The sequence below is a fragment of the Arsukibacterium sp. UBA5043 genome (assembly GCA_002415085.1).
GTDB lineage: Bacteria > Pseudomonadota > Gammaproteobacteria > Enterobacterales > Alteromonadaceae > Alishewanella.
Genome location: DIBV01000006.1, coordinates 428,785 through 448,586, shown reverse-complemented (window position 1 = coordinate 448,586; position 19,802 = coordinate 428,785). Strand labels below are relative to the sequence as shown.

The 19,802-nt window shown below is 49.2% G+C and carries 16 protein-coding genes; 12 read left to right on the top strand and 4 right to left on the bottom strand.

From position 1 onward, the window contains the following. Positions 1-4 precede the first annotated feature (4 nt). The 3 genes from B2Q61_RS08625 to B2Q61_RS08615 all read right to left on the bottom strand — a co-directional run bounded on the left by B2Q61_RS08625 (position 5) and on the right by B2Q61_RS08615 (position 3,003). Positions 5-1,090, bottom strand: a complete 1,086-nt coding sequence (locus B2Q61_RS08625) for an AI-2E family transporter (protein WP_290618686.1) — start codon at positions 1,088-1,090, stop codon at positions 5-7. A gap of 39 nt (positions 1,091-1,129) precedes the next feature. Then, the gene (locus B2Q61_RS08620; RefSeq protein WP_290618688.1) at positions 1,130-2,365 is read right to left on the bottom strand and encodes a DUF819 domain-containing protein; all 1,236 of its coding nucleotides are present in this window, start codon (positions 2,363-2,365) and stop codon (positions 1,130-1,132) included. Between the two features lie 296 nt (positions 2,366-2,661). Continuing rightward, complete coding sequence (locus tag B2Q61_RS08615) at positions 2,662-3,003, bottom strand: HopJ type III effector protein (RefSeq protein WP_290618690.1); 342 nt, start codon at positions 3,001-3,003, stop codon at positions 2,662-2,664. A gap of 202 nt (positions 3,004-3,205) precedes the next feature. Between B2Q61_RS08615 and B2Q61_RS08610 the strand changes: the two genes are divergently transcribed. Together B2Q61_RS08610 and B2Q61_RS08605 are read left to right on the top strand one after the other, a co-directional pair. Further along, the gene (locus B2Q61_RS08610; protein ID WP_290618692.1) at positions 3,206-4,579 is read left to right on the top strand and encodes an AlkA N-terminal domain-containing protein; all 1,374 of its coding nucleotides are present in this window, start codon (positions 3,206-3,208) and stop codon (positions 4,577-4,579) included. Position 4,580: 1 nt separating this feature from the next. Then, positions 4,581-5,045, top strand: a complete 465-nt coding sequence (locus B2Q61_RS08605) for a methylated-DNA--[protein]-cysteine S-methyltransferase (RefSeq protein WP_290618694.1) — start codon at positions 4,581-4,583, stop codon at positions 5,043-5,045. 91 nt (positions 5,046-5,136) lie between these two features. Here the strand turns inward: B2Q61_RS08605 and B2Q61_RS08600 are convergent, their stop codons facing one another. After that, on the bottom strand, positions 5,137-5,673 hold the full coding sequence (locus B2Q61_RS08600) for a hypothetical protein (protein ID WP_290618696.1): 537 nt from the start codon (positions 5,671-5,673) through the stop codon (positions 5,137-5,139). Between the two features lie 208 nt (positions 5,674-5,881). Here B2Q61_RS08600 and B2Q61_RS08595 point away from each other — a divergent pair, with 208 nt between their 5' ends. The 10 genes from B2Q61_RS08595 (at position 5,882) to lnt (ending at position 19,713) form a co-directional block, all read left to right on the top strand. Next, entirely contained in the window at positions 5,882-6,778 is an 897-nt protein-coding gene (locus B2Q61_RS08595; RefSeq protein ID WP_290618698.1) for a pirin family protein, read from the top strand. Between the two features lie 60 nt (positions 6,779-6,838). Beyond that, the gene (gene mtnN / locus B2Q61_RS08590) at positions 6,839-7,552 is read left to right on the top strand and encodes a 5'-methylthioadenosine/S-adenosylhomocysteine nucleosidase (protein ID WP_290618700.1); all 714 of its coding nucleotides are present in this window, start codon (positions 6,839-6,841) and stop codon (positions 7,550-7,552) included. Continuing rightward, on the top strand, positions 7,549-8,514 hold the full coding sequence (locus B2Q61_RS08585) for a cobalamin biosynthesis protein CobD/CbiB (protein WP_290618702.1): 966 nt from the start codon (positions 7,549-7,551) through the stop codon (positions 8,512-8,514). The genes mtnN and B2Q61_RS08585 overlap by 4 nt, the downstream gene beginning before the upstream one ends. 135 nt (positions 8,515-8,649) lie before the next feature. Continuing rightward, on the top strand, positions 8,650-13,206 hold the full coding sequence (locus B2Q61_RS08580; protein WP_290618704.1) for an EAL domain-containing protein: 4,557 nt from the start codon (positions 8,650-8,652) through the stop codon (positions 13,204-13,206). Between the two features lie 127 nt (positions 13,207-13,333). Then, positions 13,334-14,182: a DMT family transporter gene (locus B2Q61_RS08575; RefSeq protein WP_290618706.1), complete on the top strand. Its 849-nt coding sequence runs from the start codon at positions 13,334-13,336 to the stop codon at positions 14,180-14,182. Positions 14,183-14,326: 144 nt separating this feature from the next. Next, positions 14,327-15,751: a tRNA (N6-isopentenyl adenosine(37)-C2)-methylthiotransferase MiaB gene (gene miaB / locus B2Q61_RS08570; protein WP_290618708.1), complete on the top strand. Its 1,425-nt coding sequence runs from the start codon at positions 14,327-14,329 to the stop codon at positions 15,749-15,751. A 25-nt stretch (positions 15,752-15,776) separates the two neighbouring features. Then, positions 15,777-16,781, top strand: coding sequence for a PhoH family protein (locus tag B2Q61_RS08565; RefSeq protein WP_290619494.1), 1,005 nt, complete (start codon positions 15,777-15,779; stop codon positions 16,779-16,781). After that, entirely contained in the window at positions 16,781-17,242 is a 462-nt protein-coding gene (gene ybeY / locus B2Q61_RS08560) for an rRNA maturation RNase YbeY (RefSeq protein ID WP_290618710.1), read from the top strand. Before B2Q61_RS08565 ends, ybeY begins: the two co-directional genes overlap by 1 nt. A gap of 33 nt (positions 17,243-17,275) precedes the next feature. Then, positions 17,276-18,154, top strand: a complete 879-nt coding sequence (locus tag B2Q61_RS08555; protein ID WP_290618712.1) for an HlyC/CorC family transporter — start codon at positions 17,276-17,278, stop codon at positions 18,152-18,154. 32 nt (positions 18,155-18,186) lie between these two features. Next, on the top strand, positions 18,187-19,713 hold the full coding sequence (gene lnt, locus B2Q61_RS08550; RefSeq protein ID WP_290618715.1) for an apolipoprotein N-acyltransferase: 1,527 nt from the start codon (positions 18,187-18,189) through the stop codon (positions 19,711-19,713). Positions 19,714-19,802: the final 89 nt, after the last annotated feature.

Here is a 19,802-nt window from a genome sequence, read left to right as displayed (position 1 = left end):
ATGATCAGCTATTATCTTGTTTCTCCAGAAAGTCTCTGAATTCAATGGTGTAAAGTTTAATCAGTACATGGGTTAGTGCGAATATAATGGGACCGTAAATCAGGCCGATTACGCCAAATAACTGCAAACCACCAATCAGCGACAAAAATAGCACCAGAGTACTCATATTTGAGGTGCCCTGCATCAGTACAGGTCGTAAGAAGTTATCAATAGAGCCAACCAGAATAGCGCCCCACAAGGTTAAAAACAGGGCCCAGGGCCAGTCGCCGGTTAGGATCAGATACAAACTGGCCGGGACCCAGATTAATGCCGCACCAACCACCGGTATCAGTGAGGCAAACACCATCATGGTTCCCCAGAATAAGCCCGGCATACCAACGATAGCCATGCCAATGCCCCCGGCAACGCCCTGTGCTAACGCCGTTAGAAACGTACCCATGACCGCCGAGCGAGCAACGGTATTGGCTTCCTTAAGCAGTTTTTCTTCCTGAGACCGGGCCAGCGGTAATACCCAGTACAGACTTTCAATAATTTTTTTATGATCACGCAGTAAAAAAAACAGCACAAATAACATCAGAAAAAAGCTGATAATCATACCGGTCACATCGCCGAGTACTTTAGTGCTGAGATTAAGCAGCTCATTGCTAAAGCCAGACGCGAACTCTGCTAACCGGTCAATCACGCCCTTGATGCTGAAATCACTGGTTGGTAAAAACTCATTAAGTTTGTTAATACTACTTTTAACCAGAGGCTGTTGTAACAGCTGCTCAGCGCCGCCACTCTCTACCCACTGATAACTGTTTTTTGCAAAGGTGATACCTTGCTGAACTATCGCCATGATCACTAAGGTAGCAGGCACCAGTATTACCACAACCAATAGTGAACACGTCAGGGTCGATGCCAGATTGGGTTTGTCGGGAAACTTACGAACAATTCTCTGATGCACCGGAAAACAGAGCAACGACAACACAAATGCTAATACCACGGGCCCCATAAAAGGCTCTATCAGCAGATAGCTGGCATACAACGCTACCAGCAAGAAGACGATCAGCACCCAATGGCCTGGTTCGGTTTTAAATTCGTTACTCACCCGTTAAACTCCTTTTTTATTGCAGCCAGCCTAAGCTTACTAGGGCGCAACCTGCTGCAAAATCAACCCACAAATATAAGCACCATAAGTGCCCAAACCATAACCCAGAACGGCCAACAGCACGCCAACCGGTGCCAGCGACGGATGAAATGCAGCCGCCACAACAGGAGCCGAGGCGGCACCGCCGACATTAGCCTGACTGCCCACGGCCAGATAAAACATCGGAGCCTTAATAGCCCTTGCTACCACCAGTAACAAGATCGCATGCACCAGCATCCAGATGATCCCTACCAGAAACATTAATTTGTTACTGAAAATTGCCGTAACATCCATCTGCATGCCGATGGTCGCTACCAATATATATAAAAATGCTGTACCGACCTTAGATGCGCCTGCTCCCTCGAGTTTACGAGCCGGTGTTAATGACAATAGTAAACCAACGGTGGTGGCAATAACGACCAGCCAGAAAAAGCCGCTGGTTAAGCTGTAATCCGCCAGATGCGGTGCCACCTGCCCTATCCATGGTGCAATGACGTCAGCAAGGGCATGCGCCAGGCCTGTGACCCCAAATGCCACTGCCACGATAAGCATAATATCCTCAATGGTGGGAATACGGGAGTTTTCAGCCTGGTATTGCTCTATTTTCTGTTGTAAATGTCCAATAGCACGGGTATCGGCGCCGTTAGCTGCATCAATTTGCTTAGCCCGGCTGGCCACAAATAACAACACCGCTAACCAGACATTTGCTACCAATACATCAACGGTGATCATAACTGAGAATAAACTGCCGTCTACCTCAAATACTTCTTTCATTGCTGCCTGATTCGCACCGCCGCCAATCCAGCTGCCGGCAACGGTGGCCAAACCGCGCCAGACATCGCCACCCAGCTGTTCCGGAAAAAAATAACCCACGCTGAGTAACGCTATTGGCCCGCCGATAATTATGCCTAAGGTACCGGTAAAAAACATAATCAGTGCCTTGGGTCCCAGGCCCAGAATGGCTTTAAAATCCACACTCAGGGTAAGCAAAATCAGGCTGGCAGGCAGCAGATAACGTGACGCCATTTTGTAGAGTGATGACGCTTCACCATCGATAATATTAAAACTGTTTAATAACGAAGGAATAAAATAGCAAAGCAATAAAGCAGGAATATATTTGTAAAAGCTTCGACAAGCACGGTTGCTACTGTGGCTGGTATAAAATACCAGGCCAAGGATAACCGCCAGCAGGCCGAGCACCACAGCATCATTTGTAAACATGGGTGGTTGAGACATATTGGGTCCTGTGTCATTTTATTATTGTTATGGTAGCGGCAAGACCGCCAGCTTTTTCGTCAACATAGCACAGCGCGGTAGTTGGAGAAAATAGCCTGTTATTAAACAAAGAAAAACGGAACTGCAAGTCATCAGCTGCAGCACAGCAACAAGATCAAAGCGGCGAAAAAGGCGGATGAAAATCAGGTAGCTGACACCAATAAAACAGCAGCCTGAATAAGTTAGCGCAGGAGTGCAGGATGACCTGGAGCCAGGTCATCCTGACAAACAGGAAGTACCGGCATAACGGCGGTGCGTTACTGCTTTAAACTCAATGGTTGCCGCTCAAAGCTCACCCCATCCCAGCCGCTTCGCATAAAGTTACGGATATTCGGATGATCATCACCTTTAGGATCGGCGAGTACTTCCTGGTAATAATCACCAAATAAAAACAGCGTTTGTGGTTCAGACAACTGATGAAGTGAACCAAAGGCAAGTATTTTACAGGCGCCGGTATTCTCACCAGCCGGATTGTGCAACTCACCATTTTTAAAGTCGCATGGCTGAAAATGGTACATCTGGTCAATCATACCAATACTTTGCTGAAAACTAATGGTTTCAGGTTCAGTGCTTAACTGAATAAAAAAGCTTTCTAACATTACAACTCCTGTACTAAACCGGCCTCACTGGCCGCTGTTATGTTGCCCCGACACACTGTCATTGATATTAAGCCGCAGCTTTGCGAACTGCAATACAACTTATCCCGCGAAGGCATTAAATTATCTTTTAGTTCCGGATCCGGCCAGCTTTCACAAAGGTTATTGATATACTCAGGCTATTCCAGAATGAGTAGCTTCAGTTATGTTAAGTCGCGCAATGTGCCAGCAAGCCAGACTTGCCCGTGATGCCAGATTTGATGGCTTGTTTTTTACGGCAGTACGCAGCACCGGAATTTATTGCCGATCTGTTTGTCCAGCCAAAGCGCCCGCTGAATCGCAGGTTAACTACTATGCTTCTGCCGCAGCGGCCAGTCAAGCCGGCTTTCGGCCCTGTTTACGCTGCCGGCCAGACAGCGCGCCGGGTTCGCCAGCATGGCAAGGCACCCAAACCACGTTACAACGAGCGCTGCGTTTAATTGATGAAGGCAGTTTGCAACAGCATACGCAGGCTGATTTAGCGTTACGCCTGGGAATTACCGATCGTTACCTGCGCAAGCTTTTTCAGCAGCAACTGGGAGTAACACCAACTCAGTATGCGTTAAATCAACAAGTGCTGTTTGCCAAAAAGTTGCTACATGAAACTCACCTACCTGTCTCTTGTATTGCTTATCAGGCGGGCTTTAACAGTGTCCGTCGCTTTAACGACGCCTTTGTTAAACAGCTGCGGTTGAATCCGTCAGCCATCCGGCGGCATCATCCAGAACATGCCAATAATGGCCTGAAGCTTGAGTTAAGCTACAGGCCGCCGTTAGCATGGGACAGTATGCTTACGTTCTGGCAGGCACGCACTTTAACCGGTGTGGAATGGGTTGAAGCAGACCGTTACGGCCGGACCTTTAGCTACTTACAACACGCAGGCTGGTTTGAGGTTGCACCTAAAACCGCCAGCAGCCTGACCCTAACCTTGCATTGGTCTGGCAGGCGCGGCCTGAGTTCACTGGTACAAAAGCTACGCCGCCTGCTGGATCTGGACACCAACATGCTGCAAATTGAACAGCAACTGGCCAGTCACCCGTTATTTACTGAGCAGTTGCTTAGCGGCTTGCGCATTCCCGGGCTATGGAATACCTGGGAGGCCGGCGTCAGGGCAATCCTTGGCCAGCAGGTAAGCGTAGCAGGTGCCCGCACCCAGCTTAACCGACTGGTACAAGAACTGGGCACAGCCGTTACTGATGACAAACGGCTATTCCCCACACCCGAAGCAGTATTCGCCAGCCAGTTAGCTATGATTAAAGTGCCGGCATTACGTCGGCAAACTTTACGGGATCTGGCGGCTTTTGTGCTGGCACAGCCAGAGGCTTCACCGGAGCAGTGGCTTGATATCAAAGGGATTGGCCCCTGGACCGTTAGTTACGCTAAAATGCGCGGCCAGAGTGATAGTGATATTTGGCTGGCTGGGGATTTGGGTATTCAAAAGGCCTTAGCCAGAGCCGACAAGCAAACCGTGAATACTGGCACTCTGGCACCATGGCGAAGTTATGCCACCTTTCAGCTCTGGTTGCAAAAAGGAGGATAAAATGTTTCAGCAAACTATCGACAGCCCGCTGGGTGCGGTGCAAATCTTTGCCAACGAGCAGGGCTTACTCAGGATTAATCTTGGCAAAATCGCTGACACTCCTGATGCTTCATCCGCCCTGACCAGACTGACGGCTACACAGCTTCAGCAGTACTTTGCGGGCAACTTAACCACATTTACGCTGCCACTGGCAGCCACTGGCACCCCGTTTCAGCAGCAAGTATGGCAAGCACTGTGTCAGCTGCCCTATGGCACAACCTGCAGCTATGCCAGGCTTGCCAATGATATTGCTAACCCTAAAGCAGTTCGGGCAGTGGGTGCGGCTAATGGCAAGAATCCGCTGGCAATAGTGGTGCCGTGTCATCGGGTAATTGGCGCTAATGGCACCCTCACAGGCTATGCGGGCGGCCTGGACAATAAAGCCTGGTTATTGGACCATGAGCAAAGGGTCAGCGTGCAAGGTTAATCTTCAGTCAGAAAAAAGCCGGGATAAACCCGGCAAACCTGCAAGCAAACTGGAAGGCGATGCTATTGGCAGCGCCTCTGAGCATGGTTAATCAGAACTGGTATGACACACCAAAACGGAACTCATTTTTAGTATCACCGCTATTAAGTGCCAGGTTACCGCGAATGGCCCAGTCCGGACTTAAAAAATAAGCAATGCCGCCAGCCAGACTGCCGTGATCGTCATACACGGTATGATAAGTTGCTTCACTGTATAACTCGACTTGTGGCGTTAGCGGATGGCGAATACCAACACCAGCATAAGCGCCGGTTTCATCAGCATCGCCCGACCAGTTTTCAACACCACCCAGCAGGTAAGTTTGGGTGTTAGGTGAAAAATCCAGAGTTGTACCCATAATGTAATTTAAACCAGCTTTTAACTGATTAGCATCAAAAGGACCATTGGACAGACGGGCGTAACTGGCATCAGCAACCCAGTTGCGATTTAACCGAAAAGAGCCTTCTACGTAAGGGCCATCGCCAGCGGCATCAGTGTAACCGGCACCGACATAATCCCACACCGGGTTAGCCATACTATTTGCGCTTACTGTTGTTGCCACCAGAACTGATGCTAATAATAATTTTTTCATGTTTGTTACTCCATTACTTTTCATGTCTACAACTGAGTGTCGCAAGATGTCTGCCATATTACCCGTCCAGACTTAACAGCTGCTGAACTTAATACCGCCATTGTTAATCTTTCAATTTTTTCGAACAAAGCTCCGGGTAAAATGGCATTTTCTATTCTGATAAGTTGCGCTTTAATAGTTGAAAGACATCTTTTGCCTGGAGCACACCATGATCAATCGCCATTTACAGCAAATAATTCCCGCCACATCGGTATCAGATGGTGCCGGTGTGAAAATTAAACGTAGTCTTGGCTTAAATGCCCAATTACGGTTTGATCCGTTTTTAATGCTTGACTGTTTTGGTTCGGAACAAGCCGGCGATTATATTAAGGGCTTTCCACCCCACCCGCATCGCGGTTTTGAAACAGTTACCTACATGCTCGATGGCCATATGCTGCACGAAGACCATTTAGGCAACAAAGGGCATTTAAAAAGTGGCGGCGTCCAATGGATGACCGCAGGTCGCGGTATTATTCACTCTGAAATGCCGCAGCAGGAACAGGGGTTAATGCGCGGCCTTCAGCTTTGGTTGAACTTACCGGCCAGTGAGAAAATGAAACCAGCGACTTATGCTGATATTCCGCCGCAGAAAATCCCGCTGTGCCGGCCCGCCAACGGCGTCAGTGTTAAAGTTATCGCTGGAAGTTTCCAATATGACGGCAACGAAGTGCAGGGGCCCATTCTGGGGTTAAGCACTGAACCCCAGTTTTATGATATCCGGCTGCAGGCGGGTACCGAGCTGAAGCTAACACTGCCGCAAGACCATCATGCGCTGTTGTATCCTTTTGAAGGCGCAGTTGCGGTAAAAAACGCGGATACCCTGCAGCAATTAAAAGAGCACCATGCAGGCTTATTAAGCCAGGGCAACAGTGTCACCCTGTTTGCCAATGCTGATGTCAGTGTTATTTTGCTGGCAGGTAAGCCAATTAACGAACCGATAGCGCAATATGGTCCCTTTGTCATGAATACCCCGGCAGAAATTGAGCAGGCTATCCGCGATTATCAACAGGGAAAACTTACCGCGGCAGGCCCTGCCGGCCAAATTACGCTCAACACACCAGCATAAACAGAGGATTTTCTGACCCAAGGCCTTTATACTAGCGCTTTTTACTGCAGAGGCCCTGTTATGAAACTATTTGGTATTATCGGTGCAATGGAACCGGAAGTTGCGTTACTAAAACAGCAACTTAGTGAGGTGACAACCGAACAGATTGGCAACTACCTGTTTTATCGCGGTAAGCTCTCAGGCAACGACGCAGTCATTGTGCAATCGGGTATTGGTAAAGTGGCCGCAGCCGTGGCGACGACTTTACTGATCGATCATTTTAAACCGGATTGCATTATCAATACTGGCTCGGCAGGGGGATTTGATCCAGCGCTGAGTGTTGGTGATATCGCCATTGGTACTGAAGTACGCCATCATGATGTTGATGTTACGGCGTTTGGTTACGAGTATGGTCAGGTACCACAAATGCCGGCGGCTTATCTTGCCCACCCACAGCTGGTCAGTGCCGCTGAGCAGACGATTAGCAGTCTGGGCTTTTGTAACACCAAAAGTGGCCTCATCACCACTGGCGACAGTTTTATGTGTGATCCAGAGCGCATAGCGCAAACCCGTGAGCGCTTCCCCACTATGCTGGCGGTCGAAATGGAAGGGGCGGCCATTGCTCAGGTTTGCCATATGCTTAACACCCCTTTTGTGGTGATCAGAAGCCTTAGTGATATTGCCGGTAAAGAATCCCCCGTCTCGTTTGATGCCTATCTGGAAGTGGCCTCTAAAAACAGTTCGGCAATGGTGGTTGCCCTGCTAAATCAACTGAGCAACGTAAGTTTAACATGATGTCATGGCTGGCAGCGGTTCCTGCCTGGCCAGCAATGGCGTTACTGGCGCTGCTGCTCAGCAGGCTGCTGGTTTTGCCTGGTGCCAGGGCACCGTTTAGCGCCTTTGCCGTAATCCTGCAACGTCTGGCTAAAAAAGTGCATCCGGATATCAAGCGCAGCAATTTTCAGCAGCAATTGTCCGGCACCCTGGCACTGCTGCTGGTGGTGCTGGTTCCCCTCGCTATCGTATATGGGGTTTATCTGGTATCAGAACTGCCACTGGTATTAGATGCCATAATGTTGTATTTCTGTTTAGGTAGCCGGCGTTGCCTGCAACAGGGGGCCACCGTGGCGGTTAGTTTGCAACGCCATCAGCTTACCCTGGCCAAAGAGCAAGCGGCCACGTTACTGCTGCGTGACCGGGCGAATTTATCGGCAATGGGCTTAAGTAAAGCCTGTATTGAAAGCCTGTTGCAGCAGCAAGCTGCCAACCAGGTTGCCTCCTTATGCTGGTTTTTAGCCGGTGGTGGCTTACTGGTATTGGCGTATACTTTGTTACAAACGGCCGCCCGCCAGTGGAACAGCAAACTGCCCCACTACCGTTACTTTGGGCGCACCGCAGCGTACTGCTATCAGCTGGCGTTAGCCCCCGGCCTGATTATTTCGGCTCTATTGCTGGCCATTCAAACCGGTATCATTGGCGCATGGCGCTACTTTCGCCTTGCAGGCCCGGGTTATTTACACCGTCCTGCACGTTTGTTGCTGGCTGCAGGAGCCAGTGGCCTTGGCGTTAAGCTCGGTGGCCCGGCTTATTACGCCGCCAATAAAATTTTGCGCCAGCGGCTTGGCGCAGGCTTAGAACCGTCAGACCGAGACATCTTGCGGGCAATCATGCTGATCAACGCTCAGCAAACTGCGTTAATTATCTTGTTTAGCAGTATGTTAGCTTTATATATTGCCAGCATTTTATTGCTGACATGAACAGGATAGGTTATATACTCTGCACCGGGCATTGAGCACTAGACAATGCGGGTGTTGTCGGTATATGGTCTGTCACAGCAAAATGGCTGCAGCACTAATAATAATAATACAATGCTGCCAGGTAGAGGAGATTACGTGAATTTCAGAGTTGATCTGTTGCCTGAACATACCAGATTATTTGCCAGGATCTTAATGTTCGGCTTGCTGTTGATCTTATCTGGCCGCAGCCTGGCCCAAATTCCACTGTTAACCCCTTTAACCCCCGACCAGGGCTTGTCCCAGGGCACCGTTTCTGACCTGATGATCGATAGTAACGGCTTTTTGTGGATTGCGACTGCCGGCGGCCTTAACCGGTTTGATGCTAACAAAGTCTCTAAAATGACTGCCGCCGGGCATAGTTTTGATGATGTGTTCTTCAGCAAGGTGATTGAAGATCAGCAAGGCCGCATCTGGGCCGCGGCTGCTGAAATTGGTGTGTATCTGTACGACAAAAATAAAAGTGTCTTTAATTTATTCTGGGCCATTCCGGTTGCCGCTGAATCAGCAAATTATCCGCATATCGTTGATGTCATTGAGCAGGATGCCAATCATCTGTTATTTGCTCTGGACGACGAAGTATACCGGTTAAATAAAAGCACTGGCCAGAGCAGTCGGCTGTTCAGCCTGCAAGAGTACAACATTACCGACGACTCACTTCGAACTCTGTTATTACACGACAACTTTCTTTATATTGGCGCAGCTGCCAATGGTTTGATTCAATATAATCTGCAAACCAGTCAGCATCACTTTCTGCCTTATCTTAATGACGCAACTGCCAGTGCAGACCAACGAAATGTTAAGCACCTGAGCATGGCCGCAGGTCGCTTATTTATTGGTACTGTCGAGGGGTTATACAGCCTGAATCTGGCTGAACTTGCTCTGATAAATTCAGACCCGGAACTTAGCACTACACCATTGCAACCCCAGCTACATATTGCTGATTATAATATCTGGCAGGTGTTGTGGCAGGGTAGCGAAGCAGTGGTTGCGACCGAGCAAGGGCTGTTTAAGTTTTCCGGCGATGATAACACCCTGGCGTTTTTATCCCGCTTTAGTAACAGCGAATTGGGGCTGTACGATGACAACATTATTGATATTGTAGCCGATGATTTTGGTGGATTTTGGCTGGCCTCCCGTGATGATGGCGCCTTTTACTGGCACCCCCGCTCGCTGGCTTTTACCCATATCAGCCGTCAAACCACTATTGGTAAACAGCTTAGTAATGACAAAATTTTCCAGCTGGTTACTGACAATAAAAACAATTTATGGATAGGCACCAGCAATGGTCTGAACAAACTGGACCTTGCGACAGGGACGACGGCCAGTTATTTCGTGTCAGATGATCCCAAAGCATACTGGCATGCCGGCACTGTTGAACAGCTTTTCTTCGATCCAAATAACCCTCAGTGGTTATGGTTTGTTTCAGAAACCGGTTTAAATCTGTTCGATACTGCCAGCAAAAAATTATTGCCCCTGCCGGCAGCCAGTGCAGAGGAGCGTAAAATATTAACGTACAGCTATTATGACGTTCATAATGAGCAGGGCCAAACTCAATTATATTTTTACCAGGAAGGCAAGATTTACCGCTACACCCCGGCAAACGGGTCCGTAACTGAACTGGAAGTTTTTCAGCAGCTGCCGATGCGATATTACGGTGCTATTATCGGTGCACTGCCCGGTAAGCCTGAGCAATTACTGGTTAGCGCATCAGATCAAATATGGGTGTATCACAGCCAGCTGAATAAAATAACGCTGCTGTATCAGACCACCCCTTACCAACCTGAACTGCAGCGCTATGTTGATAATATGGTTCTGGATGACTATGGCATTTTGTGGCTGGGAATCAATGGTGTTGGCTTGCTGGGCTTTAATAATGAAACGCTGGAACTCAAGCATCATTTTTCCATGACCAATAAGCTCATCACCAACCAGGTTTACGGCTTGCAAAAAGATAATGCCGGAGATATCTGGTTTTCATCGCACAGCGGTTTGAGCAAAATGCAACCAGATACCTTGCAAATTGAACACTTCAGCAAGGCTGATGGGTTACGGGTACATGAATACAATGCGGGCGCATCAGCGCTGTTAGCCGATGGCCAGCTTGTTTTTGGTAGTATGCGCGGCATCACCTTGATAGATCCGGTAAAATTGAGTAGTTCAGAACCCAAACCTACGGTGAATATCACCGATATCGGCGTATTGGCGGGAACGTTCAGCGGGCGCAGTGGCATACTGAATAATCAGGATTTTCAAATGGATCATGATGATTTGGGTATTGAGTTGCAATTTAGTGCCATGCATTTTCGGGACAATCATAAAATGCGTTACCGGTACTGGCTGGAAGGACGTGAAACCCTGCGTTTTCCAGAGCAGCAATCCAATAGCGTGGTGTTTCCGAGGCTACGCAGTGGCAATTATCGGTTTAATGTGGTCGCTATCGCACCTCATACCGGTCGGGAAAGTGATGTCAGTTCAGTTACCTTATCCGTTGCCCCTGCGCCATGGCGCTCGCCCTGGGCCATGGCGTTTTATATCTTAATTAGCCTGGCATTGTTTTACCATCTATATCGGTTACGCCGCGAACAGCAACGTGTTATTGGCGAAGCGCATCAGGAAGTCGCCACCAGTGAGCAACGCTTAAAGCAGGCCCTGGCCTCGGTCGACAGCGGTGCTTTTGAATGGCGTGCTGATAAAAACAGCCTTTATGGTTCCAGAATGCAATTGATGCTGGGTTATGGCGAGCAAATGACCACGATTACCCTGCAGCAGCATCAGTCGCTTATTCATCCGGAAGATCGTGAAAATTATAAGCAACAATGGCAGCGTTTTTTGCAACACCCGGATGGTAGTTTTGATATTACGTACCGTTTAAAGCACAAAGATGGCCAGTGGTTATGGTTTCGCGATCAGGGCAGAGCGACTGCGTTAGATGGTAATGAACAGGTGCTCAAAGTTACCGGAACCTATAGCAATATCACCGAAACCCGCGCCAATATGGAAAAAGCTAAACTGTTCGGCGAAGCATTCCAGCAAACCCGGGACTGGGTCGTGATATTAGATAGCAAGCAACGGGTCATTGCCGCCAACCATTCATTTTCAGTTGCATTTGGCAGTGTGGAGCAATACCTGGAGAACCCGCGAACCCACCATCTGGGAATCAGCCTGGTACGCCGGCGCTTCTACACTAAGTTGCTGCAAGAGCTAAAAGCCGGCGCTCACTGGCAGGGAGAGGAACAGGTTATTACGCCAGATGGTCGTGAGCGCCCTGCTCTGATTAATATTAGTGCCATTGGTGAGCAGCAACATGTCGCGTTTTATGTGCTGGTGTTTACCGATATTACTGCCCAAAAAATGGCAGAAGAAGAGTTACGCTACCTGGCTAATTACGACGTGTTAACGGGGTTGCCAAACCGGGCATTGCTTATGGACCGCATTCTGCATGCCATGGAATATTCCCGGCGCGAGAAAAAGTCACTGGCATTGTGCTTTATCGATTTAGACAAGTTTAAACAGGTAAACGACTCCCTCGGCCATGATGTTGGCGATTTATTATTAAAAGAAGTGGCTCGTCGGCTTGGTTTATCATTGCGCGAGCGTGACACGGTGGCAAGGCTTGGCGGCGACGAGTTTGTCGTGTTGCTCGAAGGCTATCGTCGCGGTGAGAATGTCAGCATGGTGGCACGGAAAATGTTATCTGTGGTCAGTGAGCCAATGCAGCTGGGCCCGCATACAGTTGGGGTGTCACCCAGTATCGGTATTGCCTTGTATCCGGATGATGCGCTGACAGCGCAGGAACTGCTGAAACATGCGGACGTAGCGATGTACCATGCCAAAGAAGCAGGACGCAATAACTTCCAGTTTTTTACCACTGAAATGAATGAAAAAGCGCATATGCAACTGGCGAGGGAAACCCGACTGCGTAAAGCGCACCAGAATAATGAGTTTTTCAACGTATATCAGCCCATTGTCGATAGCAGTAAACAGCAAATGGTAGGGGTTGAAGTACTGATGCGCTGGCAAAGCTCAGATGGGATTGTCTCCCCGGTCGACTTTATTCCACTGGCAGAAGAGTTAAGGCTGATCGTCAGCATGACGCAGCAATTGCTGGAGCGGGCGCTGGCCGATTTAAGCAAGTGGCGCCAGGATGGCATCGACATTTATTTGTCGGTTAATTTATCAACTCAGCATCTGGAGCAAAGCAACCTGGCCAGCCACACCTTGGCATTACTGAATAAATATAAACTCCCAGCCAGCTGTCTGCGTTTTGAGGTAACAGAAAGTGCCCTGATGAACGATCAGCAAAGTGCTATCGAAACCATGCTGGCGTTAAGCACACTGGGTATTCAGTTGGCACTGGATGATTTTGGTACGGGTTACTCGTCGTTAAAATACTTAAAGCAACTTCCGATAGATGCTATAAAAATTGATCGCAGTTTTGTCAGTGACATTGGCATTGATAAAAGTGACGAAACCATTATCGACGCGATGCTAAGTATGGCCAGCAGCCTGGGCATGTACTGTGTTGCGGAGGGGGTTGAGACCAATGAACAACTGGCTTTTTTCACTGAGCGACACTGTTACTTCATTCAGGGTTACTTTTATTCCAAACCCCTGACGGCCGAACAGATCCCGCCATTTTGGCATCAGAAATAACCCGCTGCGTTGCACCCTGATAAGATAAGCTGGCAGCTCGCTGCGACCAAAATTTGCCGCTCACTCGTTTGACACAGCGCAGGCCTGTTATACTGCGCTGCCAAACTACCTCGCTGCCAGGATTGTTATGCAACCTCACCTGCTCAAAGGCGCCCTGCTGTTACTGCTGGCTGAAGCCTGCTTTGCCGGTATTGGTGCTGTTGTGAAATACAGTAGCGACCTGGCCAGCGAAGTACAAATCGTTTTTTTTCGGAATCTGTTTGCGCTGGTTCTGATGTTGCCTTTCTTGTACCGCCATGGCTTTGCAATGCTGAAAACCCACCGTTGGTACCTGCATTTAAGCCGGGCGCTGACAGGTCTGATTTCGATGTACTGTTTTTTTTACGTGTTATCACAGTTGCCGCTGGCGCAGGCGATGATGGTAATAATGCTTTCACCCTTTATTGTGCCAATCCTGGCGCGTTTCTGGTTGAATGAACGGCCGAGCCGCATTACCCGTTTTGGCATCGCGCTTGGCTTTATCGGGGTCATTCTTGCCCTGCCCAGCCCGGATCCCAGTTTAAATATGGTATTACTGCTGGCGCTTTTTGCCGCATTTTTAGTCGCGATTACTAAAACCACCATCAGGGCCATGGCCACTACCGAATCCGCCGTGCGCATCGTCTTTTATTTTTCGCTGCTAACGGCCATGCTTTCGGCCATACCGGTGCCCTTTTACTGGCAACCCCTTGGCAGCGAAGTATGGCTGGCATTTGCGGCAATGGGCGTGCTGGCCGCTATTGGTCAGCTGGCCATGACCAGTGCTTTTGCCGTTGCCCCTGCCAGCGATATAGGCATGTGGACCTACAGCAGCGTGCTGTTTGCCGGTGCTTTTGGTTACTTATTCTGGCACGAGCCGGTAACCTGGAGTTGGTTGGCCGGCGTAATGGTGATTTTTTACGCCGGGTATGTTACCACCCGCCAGCGCCTGTTTTAGCAAGATTTAGCAAGATTTGGCAACAGGTATGGCGAGTAAAAAAGCTTAGTATAAAGCTTTTGCCATCGACGCTGGCACTGTGGCGCCGAACAGGCTAAAATACGCTCCCTTTTTCAGACGCGACAACACAGGTAACGACCACCAATGGGCAAAAAACTGCACATTAAAACCTGGGGCTGCCAGATGAACGAGTATGACTCTTCAAAAATGGCAGACCTGCTGGATGCAACACATGGCTATACCCTGACCGACGAGGCAGAAGATGCAGATGTTATTCTGCTCAATACCTGTTCAATCCGGGAGAAAGCACAGGAAAAAGTGTTTCATCAACTGGGTCGCTGGCGTCCATTGAAAGAAAAAAATCCGGATTTAATTATTGGGGTTGGCGGCTGCGTTGCGTCGCAGGAAGGCAAAGCCATTCGTGAGCGTGCTCCCTTTGTCGACATTGTATTTGGCCCGCAAACTTTGCACCGACTGCCAGAAATGATCAATGCCGTTCGTGGCTCTCATTCACCAGTGGTTGATGTATCCTTTCCGGAAATAGAAAAATTTGACCGTCTGCCTGATCCTAAAGCAGAAGGCCCGACTGCCTTCGTGTCTATTATGGAAGGTTGTTCAAAATATTGTACCTTTTGTGTTGTCCCCTATACCCGCGGTGAGGAAGTCAGCCGGCCGTTAGACGACGTATTATTTGAAGTGGCCCAATTGGCCGCACAAGGCGTGCGGGAAGTTAACCTGCTGGGCCAGAACGTTAATGGTTATCGCGGCGACACCCATGATGGCAATATTTGCCACTTTTCAGAGTTATTGCGCTTAGTGGCGGCGATTGATGGTATCGACCGTATTCGCTACACCACCTCGCATCCGATTGAATTTAGCGACGATATTATTGAAGTGTACCGGGACGTACCAGAGCTGGTAGACCATTTACATTTGCCGGTGCAATCAGGCTCTGACCGCATTTTAAACCTGATGAAGCGTGGCCACACCGCGTTGGAATACAAGGCGCAAATTCGTAAACTGAAGAAAATCCGGCCAAATTTAAGCATGTCATCCGATTTTATTATCGGCTTCCCCGGGGAAGACGACACTGACTTCCAGGCAACCATGGACCTGATCCAGGCCATAGATTTTGATATGAGCTTCAGTTTTATTTACAGCGCACGTCCCGGCACCCCAGCGGCAGACTTGCCAGATGATGTCAGCGACGACACCAAAAAACAACGCTTGTATATTCTGCAGGACAGAATTAATCAGCAGGCGTTGAAAATTGCCCGTAATATGCTGGGCACTGAACAACGCATTCTGGTTGAAGGCCCGTCGAAAAAGAATATTATGGAACTGACCGGCCGTACCGAAAACAACCGGGTCGTCAATTTTGAAGGGTCGCCTGAGATGATTGGCCAGTTTGTAGACGTTAAAATTACTGACGTGTTTAGTAATTCATTGCGGGGTGATTTACTGCGCACAGAAACCGAAATGGGCTTGCGTCGGGAAATTGCGCCGGCCCAGATATTAGCCAGACAACCTAAAGCAGATCCTTTAGGTGTTACCACTTTTACGCCCTGAACCGGCCTTAACCGCGAGCGCACTATTGAACACAGACAACCTGAATGTAACTGAACTGGTACTGGAACCGGCCGACAATAACAGATTAAGCCTGCTGTGCGGCCCTTACGACGATAACTTAAAACATATTGAACGGCGTTTGCTGGTTGATATCAGCTATCGGGATAACCTGTTCAAAGTTGCAGGTCCGGATGTAAATGTTGCCGCCGCCGCTGATATTCTGCGCCAGTTGTTTCAACTGACCCAGGGCAAAAAGCAACAGGCGGAAGCCATTACGCCGGAACAGGTGCATCTGACCATCAGTGAGAACTTTGATATTCAGTATCAGCATGATCATGGTAGTACCGGTGACTTCAGCCTGAAAACCAAAAAAGGCTTAGTTAAAGCCCGCAACCCGAATCAGGCCAGTTATGTGGCTAATGTGCTCCGGCATGACGTGTGTTTTGGCATTGGCCCGGCTGGCACTGGTAAAACCTACCTGGCAGTAGCCTGTGCCGTTGACGCGCTGGAAAGCGGTTTGGTAAAGCGCATTGTGTTAACCCGCCCTGCCGTCGAGGCCGGTGAAAAACTCGGTTTTTTACCGGGCGATTTAGCGCAGAAGGTCGACCCTTACCTGCGTCCCTTGTACGATGCGCTGTTTGAAATGCTCGGCTTTGAAAAAGTTGAAAAGTATCTGGAACGTGGCGTCATTGAGATTGCCCCGCTAGCTTATATGCGCGGCCGCACCCTGAACGATGCCTTTATCATCCTCGATGAAAGCCAGAACACCACAACTGAGCAGATGAAAATGTTTTTAACCCGGATTGGCTTCAGTGCTAAAGCAGTGATAACGGGTGACATTACTCAGGTAGACTTACCCCGCGGCCAGTATTCCGGTCTGAAACATGCCATTGATGTGCTAAGCGATGTGGCTGAAATCAGCTTTAACTTTTTTAATGCCAAAGATGTGGTGCGCCACCCTATTGTCCAGCGTATTGTGCAGGCATATGAAGCTCATGAAGCAGAAAAGCTCAGGAGTATAGCTGAATAATGAGCACCACTCTGGATCTGCAGTTAGCCAGTGATGCTGGCGGTATTCCAACTGAAGCCGACTTCCAGTGCTGGCTTAATGCTGCGGTGCAACCCTTCCAGGCGAAAGCCGAAGTCACGGTTCGCGTTGTTGATAATCCTGAAAGCCAGCAACTTAATCTGCAGTACCGTAGCAAAGATAAACCGACCAATGTGCTGAGCTTTCCTTTTCAGGCCCCGGCAGGTCTTGAGCTACCGCTACTTGGCGATCTGGTTATCTGCGCTCCGGTGGTACAGGCCGAAGCATTAGAACAACATAAAACACTTAACGACCACTGGGCCCATATGGTTGTCCACGGTTGCTTGCATTTGTTGGGATTTGACCATATAAATGACGACGATGCGGCAGAGATGGAGGCAGAAGAAATTCAAATTCTGGCGGCTCTTGGCATCAATAATCCCTATTTATTGGATGATAACTAGGTTTCTTATTACTAATGGAGCATAAGTTCACTAATGAGTGACGACAACCCCCACTCTAGCCGCGGTTCTGCCGGCAAAACCTGGTTAGAGCGTATCGCCAGTATTTTTAGTGCAGAGCCACAGGACATATCAGACCTGGAAGATATCATAAGTGAAGCGGCCAGCCGCGAACTTATCGATAGTGATACCAAAAGCATGCTGCAGGGCGTGCTGGATGTATCGAAAATGCGGGCCCGCGACATCATGGTGCCACGCTCGCAAATGGCTACCATCGATATTGAACAGCCGGTCAGCGCGTTCTTACCCATTTTACTCGAAAATAACCATAGCCGTTATCCGGTCGTCAACGAAGATAAAGATCACGTTGAAGGTATTTTACTGGTTAAAGATTTGTTGCAATATGCCCTGGATCCGAATCAGACAGACTGGCATATCGGCGAGTTTTTGCGCCCGGCAGTGATAATACCGGAAAGTAAACGGGTGGATGCCTTGTTAAAAGAGTTCCGCCAAAAACGCTACCATATGGCCATTGTGGTTGACGAATACGGCGGCGTGTCTGGCCTGGTCACCATTGAAGATATTCTGGAGCAAATCGTCGGCGAAATTGAAGATGAACACGACGATGAAGAAGATAATGATATAAAAAAAATGGCGTCCAGAGTATTTCAGGTTAGTGCGCTGACCCCGCTGGATGAATTCAACGAAAGCTTTGGTACCGGCTTTGACGAAGAAGATGCTGATACCATTGGCGGTATTGTACTGCATGCGTTTGGCCATATGCCTGAGCGTGGTGAAAGCATCCAACTGGGTGATCTTACCTTTAAAGTCAGTAAAGCGAATAGCCGGCGCCTGCTGCAGTTGCAGGTAATTAAAGCCAAGCAAAATGTTGCTGCTGAGGACAACGGATCATAAATACCGTCATCATCACGTCTACTACGGTTAAAATGGCTTGCACCGGGCTACTGCTGGTAGCTGCCGGTGCGCTGAATACACTGGCGTTTGCCCCATTCACCCTTTGGTGGCTGCCCTTTTTCACCCTGGCACTGTTAGTCATGGTGATCAGTCGGGTTAGCCATTGGCGCCAGGCACTGCTGGCAGGTTTTTGCTATGGCCTGGGCTGGTTTGGTGTCGGTATCAGCTGGGTGCATGTCAGCATTGATCAATTTGGCGGCCTACCCCTGATTGCCAGTCTGGGGTTAATGGCACTATTAGTCAGCTATCTGGCATTGTTTCCGGCACTCGCGGCGCTGCTGACTTACCGGTTTACAGGCCAGCACAATTGCAGCCGGCTTGCGGCATTAATCTTTGCCGGGGTCTGGGTTGGTGTTGAGTGGTTGCGTAGCTTCCTGCTGACCGGTTTTCCATGGTTGTCTCTGGGCTATAGCCAGACTAGTGCAGGCTTAGCCGACTTCGCGCCGTTAATCGGCGAAACCGGCATCACCTTTATTCTGGCGGCCAGTGCAGCTGCATTGGCGCGGCTGTATCAGGGTGGCCCGGTATTACAACGCGTTGGCCCGGCAGTATTAGCAGGTGTCATAGTGATCAGTGCCCCCTTGCTGCAACAGCTAAGAGGATGGGATTATCAGACTAACAGTGCCAATATCGTGATGGTGCAAGGCAATATTAAGCAGGATTTACGTTGGCAACCTGAGCAGGAGTGGCCAACAATGCTCAAGTATCTGGACCTGACCCGGCCGCATTTTTCCAATGCTGATATCGTGATCTGGCCTGAGGCGGCAATTCCCCAACTGGAACCGATGGCCGAAGCCTTTCTGGACAACCTGAACAAAGCCGCATTTTACAATGATGCCGCACTGATAACCGGGATACTGGACTACAATCTGGCAACGAGCCAAGCCTGGAACAACTTAATTGTGCTGGGCAAAGACAGCGCTACCGCCACCGAGGGCCAGTATTTCTATGGTCATAGTAACCGTTTCAGCAAACACCATTTATTGCCAATTGGCGAATTTGTGCCCTTTGAAAACTGGTTGCGGAAGCTGGCGCCGATCTTTGATTTACCGATGAGCTCTTTTACCCGCGGCAGTTATATTCAGCCTAATTTACGGGCCAACGATTATCAGCTGTTAAGTGCCATTTGCTTTGAAATTGCTTTTCCCCGGCAAATACGTGCCAACTTTACCGCCGCTACCGATTTTATTCTGACCGTTAGCAATGATGCCTGGTTTGGTGACAGTATCGGGCCACATCAACATTTGCAGATTGCGCAGATGCGAGCCCGCGAGTTTGGCAGACCAGTACTGCGCGCGACAAACAATGGCATCACAGCTTCTATAAGCCCCGACGGTAGCATAGCCCGGCAGCTGCCACAGTTTGAAGAGGCTATCTTGGCAGATACCGTAGTGCTGAGCACTGGCCGGACGTTTTACAGTATTTATGGTGACTGGCCACTGACCTTTATTGTTATATTGCTGCTGATTGGCGCTTTAAAAAAAGGCCGTTTACACTAAATACCAGCCAGACCCCTTCATGCCCCTTGGCACTGACCCGCTGCAAAGAATCAGTCTTAGTTATACCGTTAAATGAAACTAAGATGCAG

Bases quoted from the DNA above. Each gene is read 5' to 3' on its own strand.
- B2Q61_RS08620 (WP_290618688.1), bottom strand. From the start codon at position 2,365: ATGTCTCAACCACCCATGTTTACAAATGATGCTGTGGTGCTCGGCCTG.
- B2Q61_RS08615 (WP_290618690.1), bottom strand. From the start codon at position 3,003: ATGTTAGAAAGCTTTTTTATTCAGTTAAGCACTGAACCTGAAACCATT.
- B2Q61_RS08610 (WP_290618692.1), top strand. From the start codon at position 3,206: ATGTTAAGTCGCGCAATGTGCCAGCAAGCCAGACTTGCCCGTGATGCC.
- B2Q61_RS08605 (WP_290618694.1), top strand. From the start codon at position 4,581: ATGTTTCAGCAAACTATCGACAGCCCGCTGGGTGCGGTGCAAATCTTT.
- B2Q61_RS08600 (WP_290618696.1), bottom strand. From the start codon at position 5,673: ATGAAAAAATTATTATTAGCATCAGTTCTGGTGGCAACAACAGTAAGC.
- B2Q61_RS08595 (WP_290618698.1), top strand. From the start codon at position 5,882: ATGATCAATCGCCATTTACAGCAAATAATTCCCGCCACATCGGTATCA.
- mtnN (WP_290618700.1), top strand. From the start codon at position 6,839: ATGAAACTATTTGGTATTATCGGTGCAATGGAACCGGAAGTTGCGTTA.
- B2Q61_RS08585 (WP_290618702.1), top strand. From the start codon at position 7,549: ATGATGTCATGGCTGGCAGCGGTTCCTGCCTGGCCAGCAATGGCGTTA.
- B2Q61_RS08575 (WP_290618706.1), top strand. From the start codon at position 13,334: ATGCAACCTCACCTGCTCAAAGGCGCCCTGCTGTTACTGCTGGCTGAA.
- miaB (WP_290618708.1), top strand. From the start codon at position 14,327: ATGGGCAAAAAACTGCACATTAAAACCTGGGGCTGCCAGATGAACGAG.
- ybeY (WP_290618710.1), top strand. From the start codon at position 16,781: ATGAGCACCACTCTGGATCTGCAGTTAGCCAGTGATGCTGGCGGTATT.
- B2Q61_RS08555 (WP_290618712.1), top strand. From the start codon at position 17,276: ATGAGTGACGACAACCCCCACTCTAGCCGCGGTTCTGCCGGCAAAACC.
- lnt (WP_290618715.1), top strand. From the start codon at position 18,187: ATGGCTTGCACCGGGCTACTGCTGGTAGCTGCCGGTGCGCTGAATACA.